Source organism: Sodalis sp. RH24 (genome assembly GCF_047324145.1).
GTDB lineage: Bacteria > Pseudomonadota > Gammaproteobacteria > Enterobacterales > Enterobacteriaceae > Acerihabitans.
In genome coordinates, this window is sequence record NZ_CP178729.1 from 2,918,551 (window position 1) to 2,938,672 (window position 20,122).

16 protein-coding genes are annotated in these 20,122 nt (G+C 60.6%); 5 read left to right on the forward strand and 11 right to left on the reverse strand.

Annotated features, from left to right (window positions below; all coding sequences use genetic code 11):
* Window positions 1-51 precede the first annotated feature (51 nt).
* The 4 genes from ACL2XG_RS13340 to ACL2XG_RS13355 form a co-directional block, all read right to left on the reverse strand.
* On the reverse strand, window positions 52-1,398 hold the full coding sequence (locus ACL2XG_RS13340; protein WP_410012370.1) for a GntP family permease: 1,347 nt from the start codon (window positions 1,396-1,398) through the stop codon (window positions 52-54).
* A gap of 232 nt (window positions 1,399-1,630) precedes the next feature.
* Window positions 1,631-3,610, reverse strand: coding sequence for a YjhG/YagF family D-xylonate dehydratase (locus ACL2XG_RS13345; RefSeq protein WP_413721991.1), 1,980 nt, complete (start codon window positions 3,608-3,610; stop codon window positions 1,631-1,633).
* An 80-nt stretch (window positions 3,611-3,690) separates the two neighbouring features.
* Window positions 3,691-4,608: a dihydrodipicolinate synthase family protein gene (locus tag ACL2XG_RS13350; protein WP_410012372.1), complete on the reverse strand. Its 918-nt coding sequence runs from the start codon at window positions 4,606-4,608 to the stop codon at window positions 3,691-3,693.
* Between the two features lie 439 nt (window positions 4,609-5,047).
* On the reverse strand, window positions 5,048-5,257 hold the full coding sequence (locus ACL2XG_RS13355) for a hypothetical protein (protein WP_410012373.1): 210 nt from the start codon (window positions 5,255-5,257) through the stop codon (window positions 5,048-5,050).
* Window positions 5,258-5,609: 352 nt separating this feature from the next.
* On the opposite strand from ACL2XG_RS13355, the gene ACL2XG_RS13360 reads away from it, so the two are divergent.
* The gene (locus tag ACL2XG_RS13360) at window positions 5,610-6,983 is read left to right on the forward strand and encodes a pyridoxal-phosphate dependent enzyme (RefSeq protein WP_413721990.1); all 1,374 of its coding nucleotides are present in this window, start codon (window positions 5,610-5,612) and stop codon (window positions 6,981-6,983) included.
* A gap of 55 nt (window positions 6,984-7,038) precedes the next feature.
* Window positions 7,039-8,190: a trans-sulfuration enzyme family protein gene (locus tag ACL2XG_RS13365; RefSeq protein WP_410012375.1), complete on the forward strand. Its 1,152-nt coding sequence runs from the start codon at window positions 7,039-7,041 to the stop codon at window positions 8,188-8,190.
* On the opposite strand, the gene ACL2XG_RS13370 is transcribed toward ACL2XG_RS13365, so the two are convergent.
* The 4 genes from ACL2XG_RS13370 to ACL2XG_RS13385 form a co-directional block, all read right to left on the reverse strand.
* Entirely contained in the window at window positions 8,185-9,207 is a 1,023-nt protein-coding gene (locus ACL2XG_RS13370; RefSeq protein ID WP_413721989.1) for an isopenicillin N synthase family dioxygenase, read from the reverse strand. The two genes, ACL2XG_RS13365 and ACL2XG_RS13370, sit on opposite strands and share 6 nt — an antisense overlap.
* A gap of 115 nt (window positions 9,208-9,322) precedes the next feature.
* The gene (locus tag ACL2XG_RS13375; protein WP_410012377.1) at window positions 9,323-10,621 is read right to left on the reverse strand and encodes a TRAP transporter large permease; all 1,299 of its coding nucleotides are present in this window, start codon (window positions 10,619-10,621) and stop codon (window positions 9,323-9,325) included.
* A 17-nt stretch (window positions 10,622-10,638) separates the two neighbouring features.
* Window positions 10,639-11,148 carry a TRAP transporter small permease gene (locus tag ACL2XG_RS13380; protein ID WP_410012378.1) on the reverse strand — a complete coding sequence of 170 codons (510 nt, stop codon included), beginning with the start codon at window positions 11,146-11,148 and terminating at the stop codon, window positions 10,639-10,641.
* Between the two features lie 63 nt (window positions 11,149-11,211).
* Window positions 11,212-12,189 carry a TRAP transporter substrate-binding protein gene (locus tag ACL2XG_RS13385; protein ID WP_413721988.1) on the reverse strand — a complete coding sequence of 326 codons (978 nt, stop codon included), beginning with the start codon at window positions 12,187-12,189 and terminating at the stop codon, window positions 11,212-11,214.
* A gap of 416 nt (window positions 12,190-12,605) precedes the next feature.
* Here ACL2XG_RS13385 and ACL2XG_RS13390 point away from each other — a divergent pair, with 416 nt between their 5' ends.
* The 3 genes from ACL2XG_RS13390 to dhaR all read left to right on the forward strand — a co-directional run bounded on the left by ACL2XG_RS13390 (window position 12,606) and on the right by dhaR (window position 16,684).
* Window positions 12,606-13,466: an SDR family NAD(P)-dependent oxidoreductase gene (locus tag ACL2XG_RS13390; protein WP_413721987.1), complete on the forward strand. Its 861-nt coding sequence runs from the start codon at window positions 12,606-12,608 to the stop codon at window positions 13,464-13,466.
* Window positions 13,467-13,801: 335 nt separating this feature from the next.
* Window positions 13,802-14,578 carry a 5'/3'-nucleotidase SurE gene (gene surE / locus ACL2XG_RS13395; protein WP_410012381.1) on the forward strand — a complete coding sequence of 259 codons (777 nt, stop codon included), beginning with the start codon at window positions 13,802-13,804 and terminating at the stop codon, window positions 14,576-14,578.
* 117 nt (window positions 14,579-14,695) lie between these two features.
* Window positions 14,696-16,684, forward strand: coding sequence for a dihydroxyacetone kinase operon transcriptional regulator DhaR (gene dhaR, locus ACL2XG_RS13400; RefSeq protein ID WP_413723537.1), 1,989 nt, complete (start codon window positions 14,696-14,698; stop codon window positions 16,682-16,684).
* 76 nt (window positions 16,685-16,760) lie between these two features.
* Here dhaR and dhaM read toward each other — a convergent pair whose 3' ends face one another.
* Genes dhaM through dhaK form a run of 3 tightly spaced genes read right to left on the reverse strand, consistent with a single transcriptional unit; the run spans window position 16,761 to window position 20,019 of the window.
* A complete protein-coding gene (dhaM, locus tag ACL2XG_RS13405) occupies window positions 16,761-18,272 on the reverse strand; it encodes a dihydroxyacetone kinase phosphoryl donor subunit DhaM (protein ID WP_413721986.1) in 1,512 nt (503 codons plus the stop codon).
* 28 nt (window positions 18,273-18,300) lie between these two features.
* Complete coding sequence (gene dhaL / locus ACL2XG_RS13410; RefSeq protein WP_410012383.1) at window positions 18,301-18,933, reverse strand: dihydroxyacetone kinase subunit DhaL; 633 nt, start codon at window positions 18,931-18,933, stop codon at window positions 18,301-18,303.
* 15 nt (window positions 18,934-18,948) lie between these two features.
* The gene (gene dhaK, locus ACL2XG_RS13415) at window positions 18,949-20,019 is read right to left on the reverse strand and encodes a dihydroxyacetone kinase subunit DhaK (protein WP_410012384.1); all 1,071 of its coding nucleotides are present in this window, start codon (window positions 20,017-20,019) and stop codon (window positions 18,949-18,951) included.
* Between the last annotated feature and the right edge of the window lie 103 nt (window positions 20,020-20,122).

Below are 20,122 nucleotides of genomic sequence, written 5' to 3' on the forward strand. Positions count from 1 at the left end.
AGGGTTACCGCGCTCCCGGCATCAAGATCGTCATTCATCACTCGCCGGGGGTTATACCACCAGGCTCAGTAATAAGATAAACCCCAACCCGGCCACCGAGACTATGGTGGACAGTACCGTCCAGGTGGCGAATGTCTCTTTCATGGTCAGGCCGAAGTATTCCTTGATCATCCAAAAACCGGCGTCGTTGACATGCGAGGCGATGGCGCTGCCGGCGCCGGTGGCCAGCGTCACCAGCGCCAGGTTGGCATCGCTGTGCGCCAGGGTGGGTATGACCAGCCCCGCCGTCGAGATAGCGGCCACGGTGGAGGAACCCAGCGAAATACGCAGGATCGCGGCGACCACCCAGGCCAGGATAATCGGCGAGGCGGCGGTGCCGGTGAATAAATCGGCCACATAGTGCCCGACGCCGCCATCGATCAGCACCTGTTTAAACGCCCCGCCGCCGCCGATAATCAGCAGCATCATGCCGATGCTGGTCACCGCCGAGCCACAGGAGGCCATAAGGTTTTTGATGGGGATATCGCGCGCCAGCCCCATGCTGTAGATGGCGAACAGCAGGGAAAGCAGCATGGCGACAGAAGCGTTGCCCAGCAGGCGGATAATGGCCAGCGCGGTATTATCGGCCAGCCCCGTTTCCTGCTGGATCATGGTAATAATGGTCGCTAACGACATCAATATCACCGGCAGCATGGCGGTCAGCATACTGATGGCGAAACCGGGGGTATCCTCAAGCCTGAACAGCTTTGATTCGCCAAGGGAATCGATATTGCCGATTTTGTTAAACCCCTCAGGCACGATTTTTTTGGCCAGTTTATTATAAACCGGACCGGCCAGGATCACCGTCGGCGTGCCGACAATAATGCCGTACAGCAGCACTGAACCGATATCGGCGCCATATTCCCCGGCGATCATCGTCGGCCCCGGATGCGGCGGTAAAAAGCCGTGGGTCACCAGCAGCGCCGAGGCCATGGGAATCCCCAGATGCAGGATTGACACCTTCAGCTGTTTGGCGATGGTGAAGATTATCGGGATCAGCAAGACCAGGCCCACTTCAAAAAACAGCGCGATGCCAACGATAAAAGACGCGACCACCACCGCCCATTCGATATTTTTCTCGCCAAATTTGCCGATAAGGGTAATGGCGATGCGCTGGGCGCCGCCGGCATCGGCAATAAGGCGTCCCAGCATGGCGCCGATACCGAATATCAGCGCGATATGACCGAGCGTGCCGCCCAGGCCGCCTTCGATGGATTTCACCACGTTATTCAGCGGTATGCCCAATGCCAACGCCACGCCGAATGAAACAATAATCAGCGAAACAAAAGTATTAAGCTTACACTTCATGATTAAAAATAAGAGGGTTACTATTCCCAAAGAAACAATAATTAAAGGCATTCTCTCACTCCGGTTTTATTGTGTTATCAATTAATAAAAAAGACACACGCTTTCGCCAACCTTATATAGAGAAATAAGGCTGTGGTTATTATCACTGGAGCTATAGTCAGCGCAGAGATATGTTCTATCATGACAACAATATGAAAAAAGAGGTGGCAATCCTGTTAATAAGATTGCCACTTCATATCAGTGAGCTATTAATAGCTTCGTCGTTATAGATCTGAATAGTAATTTAATTATGCGTTTTTTCCGCCAGGGCTTTCACGCCCGCATCGAGCACCGCGATAATACGGTCCGCGTCGTAGACGCAGCCGCGCCAGGTTCCGCCGCTGACCGCCTGGAGCGCCGCCCAGAGCCGGGTGTCGTCGGGCAATTGGGGATGCGGGCGCAGCCCGGGGTGGCTGGGACGCTGCGCCAATACCGCGGCGCCTTCGCCGGGGGACAGCGCGGCGGAATCGGTGCCGATAAAATTAATCGATCCCACCAGCCGGTCGCGGTCGACGATCATTTCAATGATATCGCCGTCGCGCAGTTTGCCTATCGGGCCGCCCACCAGCGCTTCGGGCCCGATATGACCGACGCAGGCGCCGGTGGATACCCCGGAGAAACGCGCATCCGTCAGCAGGGAAACATGCTTGCCGTAGGAGAGGTGCTTTAACGCGGAGGTTAACTGATAGGTCTCCTCCATGCCGGTGCCCGACGGGCCGCCGCCTATCACCACCATCATGTCGCCGGCGTGGATATGACCCTGCTTGATGGCCTTGATGGCGTCGGACTCGGCGGTAAATACCCGGGCTTTGCCGGTATGGCGGTAAACGCCGTCGGCGCCGACCACCGAGGGGTCGATGGCGGTAGATTTGATGACCGACCCCTCGGGGGCGATATTACCGGTGGGGAAGGTAATGGTCGAGGTCAGGCCGCGTTCCTTTGCCTGGCGCGGCGACATGATTACCTCATCCGGATGCACGCCGTCAAGCTGTTGTAAACGTTCGCGGAACAGTGCGCGCCGCGGCGACGCCTCCCACCAGTCCAGATTGGCGCCCAGGGTTTCGCCGGTCACGGTCAGCGCATCCTCATGCAGCAAACCCAGCCGGCGCAGATGCAGCATCACCTCGGGAACGCCGCCGGCGAGGAACGCCCTTACCGTGGGGTGATATACCGGGCCGTTGGGCAACACGCTCACCAGCCTGGGCACGCGGCGGTTTATCGCCGCCCATTCGTCCACGGTGGGGATATGGCATCCGGCGGCGTGCGCGATGGCGGGAATATGCAGCAGCAGGTTGGTCGAACCGCCAAAAGCCGCATGGATGACCATGGCGTTTTCTATGGCTTTATCGGTGATGATATCCTTGGTGGCGAGTCCCTTGCGCCCCATCACCAGCGCGGCGCGGGCCGATTGGCGGGCAATTTCAAACCAGACGGCCTGGCCGGACGGCGCCAGCGCCGAATGCGGCAACGCCAGGCCCAGCCCTTCCGCCACTACCTGGGAAGTGCCGGCGGTGCCGAGGAACTGGCAGCCGCCGCCGGGTGATGCGCAGGCCCGGCAACCCAGCTCCGCCGCTTCCTCAAGGGTAAGCTCATGGTTGGCGAAACGGGCGCCGATGGTTTGCACCTTGCCCGCATCCTCACCCTGGGTGGGCGGCAGCGTCGCGCCGCCGGGCACGATAATCGTCGGCAGGTCGTGCATCGCCGCCAGGGCGATCATCATCGCCGGCAGCCCTTTGTCGCAGGTCGCCACGCCTATCACCGCCTTGCGCGTCGGCAGGGAGCGGATCAGGCGCCGGAATACCACGGCCGCGTCGTTGCGATAGGGCAAGGAATCAAACATGCCGGTGGTGCCCTGGGAGCGTCCGTCACAAGGGTCGCTGACGTAACCGGCGAAAGGAACGCCGCCGTGCCGGCTGATTTCCTCCGCCGCGGCTTTCATTTGCAGGCCGATTTCCCAATGGCCGGTATGGTAACCCAGGGCGATGGGCGCGCCGTCATGATCGCGAATCCCGCCCTGGGTACCCAGGATCAGTACTTCGGTACCCAATAGCTTATTAGGATCCCAGCCCATGCCGGCATTCAGGGTCAGGCCGAAAATGTTGCCGCTGGGGGAATCCATCAGCATTTCCGGCGTCAGCGGCAGCGACCCCCTGGGCCCTTCCGCGTGCGTCTGGATATCATATATCGACGCATCGACATCAGTGAAAATAGTATTGATAGACATAATATTACTCACCTGCTGCTATGACTTCATTCTCTGTGATTCAACATACTGCGTAGCGGCGACATTAACGTTGCGGCGCATCATTGTTGGTTAATGACGCCGGCCCGTTGCAGTACCCGCCTGACGGCCGCTTTGCCCGCGCTATCCAGCGGCTGCGCCGGCGGCAGTACATAATCGGATACCGCCAGTCCGCATACCCGCATCGCCTCCTTGACCACATTGACGAACGGGCTGTCGATGGCATACAGCGCGGGCAGCATCAGCAAGGATTGGTTTAATTCGGCGGCCCTGGCCAGATCGCCGGCGCGTACCGCGTTATAAATGCCGACGGAGAGCTGGGGGGCGAAATTGACGCTGGCGGAAATCGCGCCGGCGCCGCCCAGCAACAGGGTATTAAGCAGATGATCGTCAAAACCGCAGAATACCGAGAAAGCGGGATGGGCATCCTTCAGCGTGATAATCATTTCACGCAGATGGGCCACGGAGTCGATAGTGTCCTTGATGCCGACGATATTGCCATGGGCATCGGCCAGGCGCTTGACCAGGGCCGGCGTCAGATCCTGCCCGGTCAGGAAAGGGAAATTGTATAAAATCACCGGCAGATCGACGCTTGCGGCGATGTCGCCGTAATAGCGCAACAGGTTGGCGTCGGTGAGATGCCAGTAATAGGGATTGATCACCACGATGGCGTCCGCGCCGATAGCCTGGGCATGGCGGCTCAGCGTCAGGGCCTCGCGCGTATTGGTGCTGCCGGTGCCAATCAGCACCGGCACCCGGTGGTTAACATAGCGCACGGCGAATTCGGCCACGGTCTGCCGTTCGGCGCACGACATTTGCGAAAATTCGCCGCCGGTCCCCAGGAAAAACAGGCCGTTGACCCCGGCGGCGATCAGATGGTCGATGGTCAGGCCCATGCCCGCCTCATCAAGCTGACCTTCCTGGGTCAGGATGGTGGACACCGGCGGAATAATCCCGCGGAACTTCTTGTTATCAATCATAATAGTAACCTTTTACAACCGGGAATGTGGGAAGGCGCATTATGCGGACCGGCCAAAAGATCAGGATCATTACCGGCAATCGTCAGTGGATTTGTTCTATATTATAGAACACTGTTGTATAATGCTTAACGAGATACTAGCACCGTCATTTTGGCGGTGTAAATACCCACCGTGGGAATGCGTGTTCGTTCTGTATCTTGGATCACAAAAACCCGCCGGATTGATCCTGGCGGGCCGGTCTTGCGTCGCGGGAGCGTTTGCGGGAAATAACAGGTGGGGAAATGGCCGCCGGACGGGCGCAAAGGTGGGACCGTCGTCGCCACCGGCGCGGCGAACGTGGCGTCCGGCGGCGGCGCAATGGCGGCGATGCCGGGCGCAGAAATCTACACCGGGAACGGGTTTCGGCCCGGTTTATCAGGGTTATATCGGTGCCGGCCGGTTAACCGCCCTGGCGTCCCGGCGCTGTTTCCGGCGCCTGGGCGTTATCGCCGGCGGACGCCTTCAGCCCATGCAGCGCCGTCAGGAAAAGCTCTTCCTCTTCTTCCTCGTCCAGCCCGCCATACACCATATGTAAAAATTCCACGGCGAATTCCTGATCATCTCCCAGCATCTCGATGATGGCGCGATCGTCATTACGTGGCTTACGCATATCTCCCCCCGCGTTGCACCTGTCCGGATATGGAGATCATAGTTCATACCACGCCGGTGTTTCAGTATGGCGTCAACTTATACTTATTTTGTTTAAGCTAACGCATTTTTTGCCTATCGGGCCGCAGGGTCGGCACCGGAACGCGATACCCGCCGTCGCCGGACCCAGCGCCGGCGCGGAAGAGGTTTTATTTTATCTTTCCTTACCGCTATACGGCCGTACATCCCGACGTCTAAACAGAGCAATATATTACTTTATGGCATATAAAGTAGTTATTTGTTCTTTAAACACCGGCTTGATTCAGCTCTATTATCCACGCAAATCATCCCCGGCACGTTAAAGGACATTGCCCATGCCATTACCTGATTCCGTTCTCGATCTGATAGGCCATACCCCGATGCTGGAACTTACGCGGCTGGACAGCGGCATCTGCCGGCTGTTTCTTAAGCTGGAAAACCAAAACCCGGCGGGATCGATCAAGGATCGCGTGGCGCTCGCCATGATCGAGCAGGCGGAGCGCCAGGGCATCCTGGCCCCCGGCGGCACCATTATCGAGGCCACGGCCGGCAATACCGGCCTGGGCCTGGCGCTGGTGGCCGCGCAAAAAGGCTATAGCCTGATATTGGTGGTGCCGGATAAAATGAGCCGCGAGAAAATATTCCATCTGCGGGCGCTGGGGGCGAAAGTGCTGCTGACCCGCTCCGACGTGGGTAAGGGACACCCCGATTATTATCAGGACTACGCCCGTCGCCTGGCCGGGGAAACCCCGGGCGCCTTTTATATCGATCAATTTAACAACCCCGCCAACCCGCTGGCCCATTACCAGGGCACCGCGCCCGAACTGTGGCAGCAGATGGATCAGGATATCGACGCCATCGTGGTCGGGGTCGGCTCCGGCGGCACCCTGGGCGGACTCAGGCGCTTTTTTGACGAGGTATCGCCCAAAACCGAATTTATCCTCGCCGATCCGGCGGGGTCAATCCTGGCGGATGTGGTGGAGCACGGCACCGCGCCCGAGGCCGGCAGCTGGCTGGTGGAGGGGATTGGCGAGGATTTTGTGCCGCCGCTCAGCCAGGTGGAGCGGCTGAGCCAGGCGTTTCGCATTACCGACGGCGAGGCATTCGCCACCGCCCGTACCCTGTTGCATAAGGAGGGCATCCTGGCCGGGTCGTCCACCGGCACCCTGCTGACGGCGGCGCTGCGCTACTGCCGGGCGCAGCGTACGCCCAAACGGGTGGTGACCTTCGCCTGCGACAGCGGCAACAAATATCTCTCCAAAATGTTCAACGACGACTGGCTGCGCCAGCAGGGTTTGCTGGCGCGTCCGGTTACCGGCGATCTGCGCGATTTTATCGCTTTTCGTCACGATGAAGGCGCCACCGTGTTCGCCCTGCCGGCGGATACCCTGGCCACAGCCCACGCCCGTATGCGCCTGTACGATATCTCACAACTGCCGGTGCTGGAAAACGGCCGGCTGGTGGGGCTTATCGATGAATGGGATATTCTTACCCAGGTACGGGCCGATGCCCGGCGGTTCGCCCTGACGGTCGACGCCGCCATGACGCGGGAGGTGATTACCCTGGCGAAAGAAGCCGACGAAGCGACGCTATTGCGTACCTTCGCCCAAGGCCATGTGGCGGTGGTAATGGATGGCGAGCAATTCCTGGGGCTCATCACCCGCGCCGATGTGCTGAACACGTGGCGCAACCGCCTGCCTTCAACATGATGTGCTGAACACCCGACGCAACCGCAACCTCCATAATCATAATAAGGATAATAGCATGACCCATATCGCCACCCTTGCCGTGCACAGCGGTTATACCCCGGACGCCACCGGCGCGGTAATGCCGCCGATTTACGCCACCTCCACCTTTGCGCAAACGGCGCCGGGCGAACACAGCGGCTACGAATATTCGCGCAGCGGCAATCCCACCCGCCACGCGCTGGAACAGGCCATCGCCCAGCTTGAGCAAGGCACCCGGGGATTCGCCTTCGCCTCCGGGCTGGCGGCCTGCTCAACGGTGCTGGAACTGCTGGATCAGGGTAGCCATATCGTGGCGGTGGACGATGTGTACGGCGGCACCTACCGGCTGCTGGAAAACGTGCGCGCCCGCACCGCCGGCCTGCGCGTCAGCTGGGTCAAGCCACAGGACGCGGACGCGCTGGAGCGGGCCATTCAACCCGATACCCGGATGATTTGGGTGGAGACCCCCACCAATCCGCTGCTTAAGCTTGCCGATCTGGCGGCGATTGCCGCTATCGCCCGCCGCCATAACCTGATAAGCGTGGCGGATAACACCTTTGCCTCGCCGGTATTGCAGCAGCCGCTGACGCTGGGGTTCGATATCGTGGTGCATTCGGCGACCAAATACATTAACGGCCATTCCGACGTGGTGGCCGGGCTGGCGGTGGTGGGGGATAATCCCGCGCTGGCGGAGCGGCTGGCCTATTTGCAAAACGCCATCGGCGGCGTGCTCGACCCGTTCAGCAGTTTTTTAACCCTGCGCGGCATTCGCACCCTGGCGCTGCGCATCGCCCGCCACAGCGAAAGCGCGTTGCGCATTGCCGCATGGCTGGAAACGCAGCCGCAGATTGAGAACGTTTATTACCCAGGCCTGGCGAGCCATCCGCAGCATGAGCTGGCGCGGCGCCAGATGCGCGGCGCGGGCGGCATGATTTCCATCCGCCTGCGCGGCGACGATGCGCAGGCGGCCAATCGCTTTATCCGGCAGCTTAGCCTGTTCACTCTGGCCGAAAGCCTGGGCGGCGTCGAAAGCCTGGTAAGCCAGCCCTTCGCCATGACCCACGCGTCCATTCCGCTGGAGCAACGGCTGGCCACCGGCATTACGCCGCAGCTGGTGCGGCTGTCGGTGGGCATTGAGGATGCCGGGGATTTGATGGCGGATCTGGCCCGCGGGCTGGCGGCGTTATAATAACGCCGGGATATCGGGGTAATAGCGCTGCGCCACATCGGGGTGGGAGCGCAACCGTCCTTTCAGATAATTCCAGCCGACGTCGCGCAGCAGCGGATTGCGCGGATCGCTTGCGGGGCCGCGCGCCTGGGCGGCCAGCGCGGGCGGCAGTTCAAACAGCGGCACCACCGCGTCCAGCCGGGCGCCAAGGAAAAAGGCGATGGACAGGCGTTCGGCGCCCGCGGGCGGCGACACCACCCGGTGCACCGTGGCGCGCAGGTAGCCGTTGGTGGCCAGTTCCAGCAGTTCGCCGATATTGACCACAAAGGTGCCGGCAACCGGCGCGGCATCCGTCCAATGACCGTCTTCCACTTCCACCTGCAGGCCCTTTTGCCGATCCTGCAGCAGGAAACTGAGAAAACCGGAATCCTTATGGGCGCCGACGCCCTGGCTGCTGCCGGTCTGGTTGCGGGCGGGATAACGGATAAGCTTAATATGCTCATTGGGCTTATCGCCGTACAGGGGATCGAACGCGTCCGCCGGCAGCGACAACGCCTCGGCAAAGGCGCGCAGCAGGCGCAGGGACATCGCGGTCATTGCGGCCTGCCAGCGTAGCAGCGCCGGTTTTAACCCGGGCAGTTCCGCCGGCCACTGGTTAGGCCCCTGCAACCGGGTCCACGCCGGCGTCCGCTCCGTCTGCGGCAGCGGCGCGCGCTCGGCGCCAATATCGAACTGTTCGCGCCAGTCGGGTTGTCCCCGGGTCAATTCCGACGCGGCGCGGTTATAGCCGCGAAAATGGGGAGAGTTGATCATCGCCACCGCCTGTTTTTGCGCGTCGGACAGCGCAAAAAATTCACGCGACAGCCGCTGCACCTGGTCAAGCAACTGCGCATCCACGCCATGGCCGGCCAGGTAGAAAAAACCGATATCCCGCGCCGCGAGACGCAGCTCGGTTAAAAAGACCGTACGCTCCGCCTGGCCGCCATCAAGCCGGGAAAGATCGAGCAAGGGTAAAGATGCCGCTACTGCCGTACTCATAGGCTGCTCCGTTGTTCATACCTCAGAGCCCAACATGCATCATCTTTAAAACGTCGCCCAATACTGATCGGTTCTAAGTTATTGCCGGTACTGCTAAGAAATCGCGGCGCACCCTTCAACCGTTGCCGTTATACACCCCGGTGACCGCGGGCAGCCATAGCGAGATAATCGGCACATAGGTAATGATCAACAGCACGATAAACAGCACGCAGTAAAACGGCAGCATCGCCTTTACCACCGCCTCCATTTTCTGCTGGCTGACCGCGCTGGCGACAAACAGCACGGTGCCCACCGGCGGAGTGATCAGGCCGATGCCGAGATTGACCAGCATAATCATGCCGAAATGCACCGGGTCGATACCCAGCGAGGTGGTGACCGGCAGTAGCACCGGGGTCAGGATTAATATCAGCGGCGCCATATCCATCAGGCAGCCGACAATCAGCAGCATGATATTAATGCACATCAGGATAACGTATTTGTTTTCTGAAATGCTCAGGAAAAAGTCGGTAATAATCGTCGGCAGCTGCATAAAGGTCATCACCGAACCAAAGGCGGCGGCAAAGGCGATCAGCACCATGACGATAGTGACGGTTTTAATGGTGCGGAACAGCAGCAGGTGCAGATCGCGCCACCTGAATTCGCGGTAAATGAACATGGTGACAAAAAAAGCCCAGATACAGGCGATAGCCGCGGATTCAGCGGCGGTGAACACGCCGGAAAGAATACCGCCGAGTATAATCACGATGGTGAACAGGCCCCAGAACGCATCGATAAATATTTTCAACGCCTGGCGGAACGGCACCAGTTCGCCTTTGGGATAATTGCGCTTGCGCGCAAAGCCGATACACATGATAACCAGGCACAGTCCCAGCAATAAGCCGGGAAAGATACCCGCCATAAACATGGAGGAAATGGTTACGGTGCCGCCGGTGGCCAGCGAATAAATCACCGAATTATGGCTGGGCGGGGTTAACACCGCCTGCACCGAGCCGCTGGCGGTCACCGCGGCGGCGAAATCGCGCGGATAGCCCTGCGCCTCCATTTGCGGGATCATTACCGAGCCGATGGAGGCGGTATCCGCCAGCGACGAGCCGGAAATCGCGCCGAAAAAGGTCGACGCCACAATATTCACCAGCGACAGGCCGCCGCGGATAAAGCCGACGAAGATGTACGCGAAGTTCACCATTCGCCGCGCTATGCCCCCTTCGGCCATAATGGCGCCGGCCAGAATAAAGAACGGAATCGTCAGCAGGGAAAACTTGTTAATGCCGTTGGTCAGCTGGATAACAATCGCCTCCAGCGGTAAATCAATCCACCACGCGCCGATAAAAGCGCTTAAGCCCACGGCAAAGGCCACGGGAAACCCGAGGGCGAGAAGCACCACCAGGCTGCCTATCAAGATTAACGCATCCATAGCACCGCTCCGCTTTATTAATGGGAATTGCCCAGCATCACCAAAGGACGGTGATCCTGGGGCCCGGATATCATGCGTTCGATGACAAACAACATCATCAGGAACGAGCCTACGGGGATGGGCAGGTACATTTCTCCGTACGAAAAGCCCGGCAGCGAGGCCATCATCTGGTCCCACATGGCGGCGCACAGGCTGGTGCTGTACCAGATCATGATCAGGCAGATCACGCACATCAGGATATCGCAGGCCAGCTCGCAGAGACGCTTTCCGGCGGGGGACAGCCGATCGGTCATGATCGAGACGGAAATATGGGTGTTGGCGCGATACCCCACCGGCGCGCCGATAAAGGTAAAGATAATCATGCAGACAATCGCCACCGGCTCAGGCCAGGACAGGGCGTTATCAAACAAATAACGGGCGCCGATGCCGATGGGGATCACGGTGACCATAATCATCAGCGCGATGCTGGCGATCAGCAGACATATCGCATACAACCCGTCCATTAACCGGGAATAATTAAAAGGCATAATGTTCCACCTGAAAGGTTGCAGGCGGCGGGACGTTATCCCCGCCGCAGGGAGGGATAAGGATTAATGCACATCGGCAATACGTTTCATTAATTCTTCATGTCCTTTGCCAAACTGATCTCTTACCGGCTGCGTCGCCTTAATGAAATAATCATGATCGATATTCTGGAACGTCACGCCGGCGGCTTTCATTTTATCCAGCGATTGCTGGTTGTAGGTGGCCCATAATTGCCGCTCGTCCAGTTGCGCTTCCTTGCCCAATTTCAGCATGGTCTGCTGATCCGCGGCGGATAATTTATTCCACACCAGCGAGGATACCAAAATCATTTCCGGCTGGATAAAATGGCCGGTCAGGGTGTAATACTTGGCCACCGGAATATAATTATGGGCAACAAAGGTCGGCGGATTATTTTCGGTGCCGTCCACCACGCCGGTCTGCATGGCGCTGAAGACTTCGCTTACGCCCATGGCGACCGGATTGGCGCCCATGGCTTTTAATGTCGCCAGCGAAATCTGGCTATTCTGTACGCGGATCTTCATGCCGTGCAGATCCTCCGGCTTCACCACCGGTTTTTTGGTGATCATATTGCGCACGCCGGCGTCGGTCCAGCCGAGGAAGACCATTTTAGCCTTGGGATCCGCACTGACCTTGGCGGCGATTTCCTGCCCCACTTCGCCGTCAAGCACCTTATGCATATGATCTTCATCGCGAAAAATATACGGCAGGGTGAGCACGCTGGTTTCCGGGGCAATGGTGGTCATCGGCGCCAGCGAAACGCGAATCATATCCACCGCGCCGATTTGTACCTGCTGCAGCGTCTGCTCTTCATCCCCCAGCACGCCGCCGGAATAGACCTTCATCTCCAGGCGCCCGTCGGTAGCCTGCTTCAGCTTTTCCCCCATATGCTGCAGCGCCACCACCGTGGGATAGCCGTCGGGCTGCACCTCGGCGACCTTAAGCACCCTGGCCGTGGCGATGGGGGCGGACAATGCGGTGGCCAGGGTTATCGATAGTGCAATCAATAATTTATTCGTTTTCATTATTTTAACTCCGGACGGGTTTCAGAGGTCGCATACGCCTGGGCGGACGGGCAGCTCGCCGCTGGGCGCTAAAATGTATAAGCAAAAGGAAAGTAACAAAATGAATATATCTGGAACGGTGTTTTATAAAATACACCATCAATCAGTAGAATGAAGTGGGTCACATTTTTTGGTTATCAAAATGTGAAATTTTAATGTCTGTCACAAATTGAAATTAAATGCCAATTTTTGCGGCAAACCGTTTTGAAGAGCAATTAAAGAGAAATAGGCAACAAATCAAAAGGACTGTATATTCGCGCGCGGCGGACAACCCCGTACCATAGCATGGTCATTCTCCAGCCGGACGGCGTCGACGTCGGCAAACCGATCGCCCGTCAGACCGACGGCCCGTTTCATTATCCTGAGGAATAACTGCTATGCGCACCCTACCACCCAAGACTTGGTTTATTACCGGCGCCTCCAGGGGCCTCGGTCTGACCCTGGCCCGCCTGCTGCTGGCGCAGGGCCACAACGTGGCCGCCACCTCGAGAAACCGCGCGGCGCTGGAGCGCGCCGTGGCGCCCACCGCCGACCAGTTCCTGCTGTTCCTGCCGCTGGAAGCCGATCTCACCGACGAGGACAGCGTCGGCGCGGCGGTGGAGCAAACTATAAAGGCGTTCGGCGTTATCGATGTCGTGGTAAATAATGCCGGTTATGGCCTGCAGGGCACGGTGGAAGCGCTGACCGACGCCGAACTGCGCCGTAATTTCGACGTCAATGTCTTCGCGCCGCTAAACGTACTGCGCAAGACCTTGCCGCAGCTGCGCCGCCAGCGCGCAGGGCACATTATCAATATCGCGTCCGTTGCCGGTTTCCAGGGCGGCTATGCCGGCTGGGGCGGTTATGTCGCCGCCAAGTTCGCCCTGGCCGGACTGACGGAATCGCTGGCGGCCGAAACGCGGGAGTTGGGCATCCATGCCACCGTGATCTACCCCGGGCCGGTGCGCACCGACTTTCTCTCGGCCGGCTCCCTGGCGGTGGCGCAGCGCCAGATTGACGACTACGCCGCCGCCCAGGCGTCGCTGGATCTGCATATGGACACCCTGGCGGGCAACCAGGCCGGCGATCCCGACAAGCTGGCCGCACTTATCGTCCGGATCGCGTCCGTGGAAAAACCGCCGCTGCATCTGTTTGCCGGCAATCTTGCCTGGGATCTGGCGTATCAGAAACTCGGCGAGGTTAAGCTGGATCTGGCGGCGTGGAAGGATGCGTCGCTGGCGACGGATTTCCCGCAGTGATATCACTGATGGTTAATGGATATTGGCGGAAATAATCCAGGACTTATGGTCCCCAGCAACTTGGTGAACAAGCGTATTGATGGCAAACACCGAGTGCGTTGAGGGTAACCGCTTTATTTATCTGATTTGTCATATTTTTGTCATCCCCTATTCAACCCATTTTTTTACCCTTGCGCTGCGCTTTTTGACCCGCCCCAGGGCGGGAAGCCGCGCGGCCGCGCAGATTTTATCCCCTGCGCACGTGATTTTTGTCTTATGATGTCAGGCAGAGCCCGTGGCGAAATCAACTCGACATTCATTCATTTTTGGCCTGACCCATGGAGAACAACCCTGTGATGAAAAAAGTGAATCGCGTTTTATTGACCAATGATGACGGCATCGACGCCCCCGGTCTGGAGCTGCTGGCCAAGGCCGCCCAGGAGATTGCAGAAGAGGTGTGGATAGTCGCCCCCGCCCAGGACAAAAGCGGCGTGGCCAACTCCCTGAGCATGCGCGAGCCGGTGCGGGTGATCAACAAAGGTCCTCGGCGGTTTGCCGTCTATGGCACGCCCGCCGACTGCGTGGCCTACGCCGTGCACCAGGCGATGCTCGGTTCCCCGCCCGACCTGGTGCTTTCCGGCGTCAACAACGGTTCCAACCTGGGATTTGAAACCCTGCTCTCAGGCACGGTGGGCGCGGCGATGACCGGCATGCTGTCGGGCATTCCCTCGATTGCGCTAAGCCAGAACCGCGATCCCGATCAACCGGTAAACTGGGATAGCGCCACGCGCTACCTGATACCGACCCTGCGGCATGTGTTGCAGGCGACATGGGACCGGCAGGTGTGCCTGAATGTGAATTTCCCGGATATGCCCGCCGATCGGGTGAAAGGCATCAGGGTCACCAAGCAGGGCATGGGCAATGTGGACGGCATGATGGTCATTCCCGCCAAGGATCCCCACGGCGAGGACTATTTCTGGATCCGGGTGCAGCACGGCGGCCTTGAACGCCCGGAGAACAGCGAGCTGAAGCTGAATGACGAAGGCTATATTTCGGTGACGCCGCTTACCTTCGAGCGGACTGAAATGAAAGAGTTCCAACGTCTCGGCAGCCTATACGGCCAGGACTTTTAGCCCCTGCCTAACCGCGCCCCGCCGGTGCGGTTGCTCCCCCCGCGTTATCGCCGCCTGCGATATTTGCCTGAGGCTTAACAGAAATCCCGCCGGGATTCTGGAGTAATAGCTCCCTTGATGCCGTTAATCCGGGGAGACGATACCTTGGTGCTGAAAACAGCCTTGCCCCACCCTGGCCGCGACGACCCGCCCAAGCGGGAACCGGCGTGCGCCGTTCCGGCCCTGGAGGAATCCTGGCGCCGCTGCCGCAAACTGATGCAGCCCGCCGACTGGCGTCCCGCGCACCGGGCCGCCGGCGTGACCTTTGCTTCCATTTGCCGGCGTAAGGACGATTTGCTGGTGCTGGGACAGGCGGCGCTGGAGGATGCGTATGAGTATATGGAGTCGCGGCCCTGCGCGTTGCTGATCCTGGATGAAAGCGGCTGTACCCTGTGGGCGTGCGGCCATCCGTTTACCCAGGCCCGGCTGGAGGCGCTGGGCATCGGCCCCGGCAGTTACTGGACCGAAGGCCTGATCGGCACCAACGCGCCGGCGCTGGCCATCGCCGGGGGCTATCCGGTGCAACTGGCGGGGGCGCAGCATTTTCGCCAGGCGCTGCACCCGTGGCACTTTTGCGCCGCCCCGGTGTACGACAACGGCGGCCGCCAGCGGGCGGTCATCGTGCTGGCCAGCCTGGTGGAGGACAAGGCCGCCAGCGATCTGTCGCTGACGCTGGTGCTGGCGCGCGAAGTGGGCAATTACCTGCACGCCGACAGCCTGCTGGCCGAAACCAACCGCCACCTTAACGCGCTCAACGCCCTGCTCGACGGCGTGGAAGACGGCGTATTGGCCTGGGATCAGCACGGTTGCCTGCAATACCTTAACGCGCGCGCGGCGGCCATGCTGCGCCTCGATGAAACGGAAAGCCTCGGCAAGCCGGTGCTGGCGCTGCTGACGCTGCCGGCGCTGGTGATCCAGGCCATGCATAACCGCAGCCCGTTGAGCCATGTACAGGTCACGTTTGAGAACCGGCAGCAGTTTATCCCGGCGCTGCTGACGCTAAAACCTATCCCCGACGGCGATCGCTGCGGTTTTATCGCCCTGCTTCACCCGCAGGAGCTTCTGCAGCAGTTGGTGCATAACCAGTTGGGCCGGGTGAGTTATACCTTTGCGGATATGCCGCTGGCGTCGCTGGAAATGCGGCGGCTGGTGCGTTATGGCAAACAGGCGGCCAAAGGCAGCCATCCCATGCTGCTGCACGGCGAGGAAGGCGTGGGCAAGCAGCGGCTGGGACAGGCCATCCATAACGGCGGCGAACGCGCGCAGGGTCCGTTTATCGCCCTGAACTGCCAGGCGCTGCCGCAGGATTTGATGGCGCGGGAATTTCTCGGCAGCGATGCCAGCGAGGGCGAGGCCGGGCAGCCGAGTAAATTCGAACTCGCCAACGGCGGCACCCTGTATCTGGAACAGGTGGAATATCTGTCGCCGGAAATGCAGTCAGCCCTGCTGCAAATCATCAAGACCGGCATGCTGATGCGCGTCAATTCGAACCGGGTGATCCCGGTGAATGTGCGGGTCATCGCCGCCACCGGCGCCGATCTGCCGCTGCTGGTCAAGCAAAACCGTTTTCGCCGCCAGCTGTTTTACACGCTGCAATCCTTTGAACTGCATATCCCGCCGCTGCGCCTGCGGACGCAGGATATTCCCGTGCTGGTGCAGGACAGCCTGCAGGCGCTGGGCCGCCATTTCCAGTGCCGTTACCAGATTGGCGGGGACGTCATTCGCCAGCTGTGCCTGTACCCCTGGCCGGGCAACGATCAGGAGTTGAAAAGCGTGGTGGAGCGCGCCGCCATGACCTGCCGCAACAATCGTATCGAGCTTAACGATCTGCCGGAGCATTTGCTGCAGGAACGGGCGCTGGTGGAACCGGACGCGCCCGCGTCGCAGCCGGTGCTGTCGTTTCCGGACCTGGAGCGCCAGGCGATTATCCGCGCGGCGCTGGTATGCCGGGGGCAGCTAAACGAAATGGCGCCGCTGCTGGGCATCGGCCGCACCACGCTTTGGCGCAAGGTGAAGCAATACCATCTGGAAATGGCGCGGTTTAAAACGGGCGCCGAGGCGGAATAAGCGCCGGCGGGCGGGTCCGCTGCCGCCGGCGCCGGAAAAATACTCGCGCCAAACATCGTTGCGAAAGCGCCTGGCGTTAAACCAGCGCGCCGCCGCGCGGCTTTTTGTCTTCGCTCTCCTCCGCCCCCGCTTTTTTACCGCCGGCGGGCTTGTCGACGGTGAGGATGCCGGTGGCCATGTCCAGCGCCGCCGTTTGGCCGTTGCGGGTGGCCTGTAAACATCCGCTCACGCCCACCACCATCGGTATGCCCAGCGCCCGCGCCAGGATGGCGCTATGCGACCAGATATTCCCCGCGCTCAGGCAAATGCCTTTCACCTTTTGCCGTTCCAGGCCAAGCATCTCGGAAGGCATCAGTTCCTCGGCCACCAGCAGCACGCCGTCGCCGTCGCCAATGCCGGGCGGCGCCACCGGCCCGGCGCCAAGATGTCCCAGTACCCGGTTGAGGATATCGCGGATATCCAGTTCCCTGGCGCGCAGGTAGGGGTCCTCCATCGCGCGGTACTCGTCGACCATGGCCATCAGTTCCCGCGACGCCGCCGCCTCGGCGCTGGAGAGTTCCGTTGCGATGCGTTGATCCAGCGCCCGCAGCAGATCCGCATCCTCAATCAGCAGCGCGTGGGCGCTGAAAATGGCCGCCTGATCCGGCCCCATGGCATCGCCGGCCCGATGCGCCAGCCGCCGCAGATCGCCGCGGGTCGCCGCCAGCGCCGAACGCAGCCGCTGCTGCTGTCCGGTTATCTGGTGGCGCGAAATCGTCTCCGGCCGCGCATGATAACGGGCCGGACGCAGCTTCAGCACCGGCGCGCGAATACCGCCGGGGGGAACCGGTATGCCGGTAAGCGTCATGCCGGCGCGCACGTCGACCTGTTCGCCGAAACCCCGGCGCGCCAGGGCGATAAACGCGTCCAGCGCCGCCCCCGCCTCCGGTCCGCTGGCCAGCAGGCGCAGGGTATCGCCCTGGCGGATTTGCAGCGTCGCCAGTTGGTTAAGACTGCGCGGGTCGACGCCGCGCCCGCCCTTTTCAAGACGCAGGTCCGCCTTAAACGGCGCCAATACCCCGGCCAGCCGCGCCGCCGGACGGACATGGAGTCCGTTCGGGTTAAGCACCGTCCAGCTGACGCTTTGGCTGTCGGCGGGCATTACCGTCTTGCCCGGCCCCTCGTCGCCGGCGTCATCCGGCTCGCCAAGCTGGCGGGCCTTAGCCGCCAGCGCGCCCAGCGCCTCCGCCTTCACCTGCGCCAGGCTACCCCCCGCCGACGCCGCCACCACCGCCGCCAGGGTGCCTTCCACCAGCGGCGCGGCGCACAGCGTTACCCGCTGCGCCAGCGCGGGGTCCAGCAGTTCCAGTGCGGTTTCCGCGCTCAACAGGGCGCTGCCGAGATCCATCAGCACCAGCACCCCGGAGGGATCGTCCGCCGATTCAATGGCGTCCATCACCTTGACCGCATCGGTGCCGATGGGATGATCGCCGTCGTCCACCCCGGCGGCGATAACCAGCCGGCAGCCGCCCTGGATCATTTGTTCAGCCAGCTCAGCTACGCCCTGCGCCAGAAGAAGGCTATGGGACACTACCACGATATTGACCATCTTTCCTCCTGCCCGCCCGGGCTTGCGACTAACGGGTCGTCACCTGGTAAAGCGCCTGGATCATCAGCATCGCCGAGGTGGCGCCGGGATCCTGGTGGCCGATGCTGCGTGCGCCCAGATAGCTGGCCCGTCCTTTACGCGCCTGCATGGTGATGGTGGACTCCAGCGCCCGCTGCGCCCGCTCGACGGCCTGGCGCAGGGCGTCGGGCAACGCCAGGTGGTCCCGGCTGTCCTGTTCCAGTTGCTCGACCACCGGCACCCAGACGTCGCACATGGTCTTGTCACCGGGTTCAGCCTTGCCGCGCATGACCACCCCTTCCACGCCCTCCTTCAGCATCTGGCACAGGGCCGGCAAATCGAGGCTTTGTTTGGCGTTGGCGCTTTGGGCGGCGCGGATAAAGAAGGTGCCGAACAACGGGCCGCTGGCGCCGCCCACGCTCGACAACAGCGTCATGCCGGTATTCTTGAGGATAAAGCCGATATCCTTGTCCGCGACTGAAGGCAATTTCTCCAGTACCTTATTAAAACCGCGGTTCATATTCAGACCGTGATCGCCGTCGCCGATATCCGAATCCAGTTGGGTAAGGAAGTCCCGCTGTTCGGTGAACACCTCGGCGCACAGTTGCAGCCAACTGACGATATGCTGTCTGGTAATAACCATTATTGCCTCCATAAATTAACAGCCCCAGCGCAGGGCCGGCGTGTTGACCGGCGCATCCCACAGTTCCAGCAGCGCGTCATCCACCTTCAGCAGGGTGATGGACATGCCTTGCATATCCAGCGAAGTGCAATAGGAACCGATTAATTTACGTTCCACCTGCAGGCCGAACGCCGCGCAGCGCTCCGCCAGGCGATGCCAGACGCCATACAGCTCCGACAGCGGCGTCGACCCCAGGTTATTGACCAGCGCAATAACCCGATCGCCTTTTGCCAACGGCTGCTTGGACTGGCGGGTTTCACGCCAATCGCCCGCCTGGCGATCCCAGTGCCGCAGGGTGCGCTGGTAGCCGCCGTTTTCGATAAGGGTGGCGAACAGGGTATCCACCGTGTCGTTAAGCGAGATAAACGGACGGCGCTCGATGCCCGGCTCGCCGTGGATGCCGATGCCGAATTCCATCTCGTTGTCCGCCAGCGCAAACGACGGTTTACCGGCGGCGGGCACGGTGCAGGCGCCCAGGGCGATGCCCAGGGAATGCCCCTGGTTGTTGATGCGCTCCCCAAGCGCCGCGCAATCATCGAGCGAGTCGCCGCGCGCCGCCGCCGCGCCCAGCAATTTCTCCAGCAACACGGTATTGGCCACGCCACGCCGCCCGGTGGTAAACAGGCTGTCCTTTACCGCCACGTCATCGTCGACCACCAGGGTCGCCACCGCCGTGCCGCTGGCGTGCAGCAATTCCGCCGCCGTCTCGAAATTAAGGATATCGCCGGTATAGTTTTTAATCAGCATCAATACGCCCTGGCCGCCGTCAATCGCCTGCCCGCATTCATACATCTGATCCGGCGTGGGCGAGGTGAAGATTTCCCCGGGGCAGGCGCCGGCCAGCATACCCTGGCCGATATAACCGCAGTGCATCGGCTCATGGCCGCTGCCGCCGCCGGACATCAGCGCCACCCGCCCCGCCACCGGCGCGTCGGCGCGGGTGATAAACAGCGGTTCCTGGTGCAATGCCAGTGTGGGATGCGCCTCTACCAGGCCGTTGAGCTGTTCCTGCAACACCGTTTCAACGCTATTGATTAATTTTTTCATACGCTGCTCCGCCAGATGAATAGGAATAGATCATGACTATAAGGCAGCTTTGGCCGGACGGGATAACGACGTAAATAGTTCCGTTTTGGAACGTTGCGGCGCG

Bases quoted from the DNA above. Each gene is read 5' to 3' on its own strand.
- ACL2XG_RS13340 (WP_410012370.1), bottom strand. From the start codon at position 1,398: ATGCCTTTAATTATTGTTTCTTTGGGAATAGTAACCCTCTTATTTTTA.
- ACL2XG_RS13345 (WP_413721991.1), bottom strand. From the start codon at position 3,610: ATGTCTATCAATACTATTTTCACTGATGTCGATGCGTCGATATATGAT.
- ACL2XG_RS13350 (WP_410012372.1), bottom strand. From the start codon at position 4,608: ATGATTGATAACAAGAAGTTCCGCGGGATTATTCCGCCGGTGTCCACC.
- ACL2XG_RS13355 (WP_410012373.1), bottom strand. From the start codon at position 5,257: ATGCGTAAGCCACGTAATGACGATCGCGCCATCATCGAGATGCTGGGA.
- ACL2XG_RS13360 (WP_413721990.1), top strand. From the start codon at position 5,610: ATGCCATTACCTGATTCCGTTCTCGATCTGATAGGCCATACCCCGATG.
- ACL2XG_RS13365 (WP_410012375.1), top strand. From the start codon at position 7,039: ATGACCCATATCGCCACCCTTGCCGTGCACAGCGGTTATACCCCGGAC.
- ACL2XG_RS13370 (WP_413721989.1), bottom strand. From the start codon at position 9,207: ATGAGTACGGCAGTAGCGGCATCTTTACCCTTGCTCGATCTTTCCCGG.
- ACL2XG_RS13375 (WP_410012377.1), bottom strand. From the start codon at position 10,621: ATGGATGCGTTAATCTTGATAGGCAGCCTGGTGGTGCTTCTCGCCCTC.
- ACL2XG_RS13380 (WP_410012378.1), bottom strand. From the start codon at position 11,148: ATGCCTTTTAATTATTCCCGGTTAATGGACGGGTTGTATGCGATATGT.
- ACL2XG_RS13385 (WP_413721988.1), bottom strand. From the start codon at position 12,189: ATGAAAACGAATAAATTATTGATTGCACTATCGATAACCCTGGCCACC.
- ACL2XG_RS13390 (WP_413721987.1), top strand. From the start codon at position 12,606: ATGCGCACCCTACCACCCAAGACTTGGTTTATTACCGGCGCCTCCAGG.
- surE (WP_410012381.1), top strand. From the start codon at position 13,802: ATGAAAAAAGTGAATCGCGTTTTATTGACCAATGATGACGGCATCGAC.
- dhaR (WP_413723537.1), top strand. From the start codon at position 14,696: ATGCCGTTAATCCGGGGAGACGATACCTTGGTGCTGAAAACAGCCTTG.
- dhaM (WP_413721986.1), bottom strand. From the start codon at position 18,272: ATGGTCAATATCGTGGTAGTGTCCCATAGCCTTCTTCTGGCGCAGGGC.
- dhaL (WP_410012383.1), bottom strand. From the start codon at position 18,933: ATGGTTATTACCAGACAGCATATCGTCAGTTGGCTGCAACTGTGCGCC.
- dhaK (WP_410012384.1), bottom strand. From the start codon at position 20,019: ATGAAAAAATTAATCAATAGCGTTGAAACGGTGTTGCAGGAACAGCTC.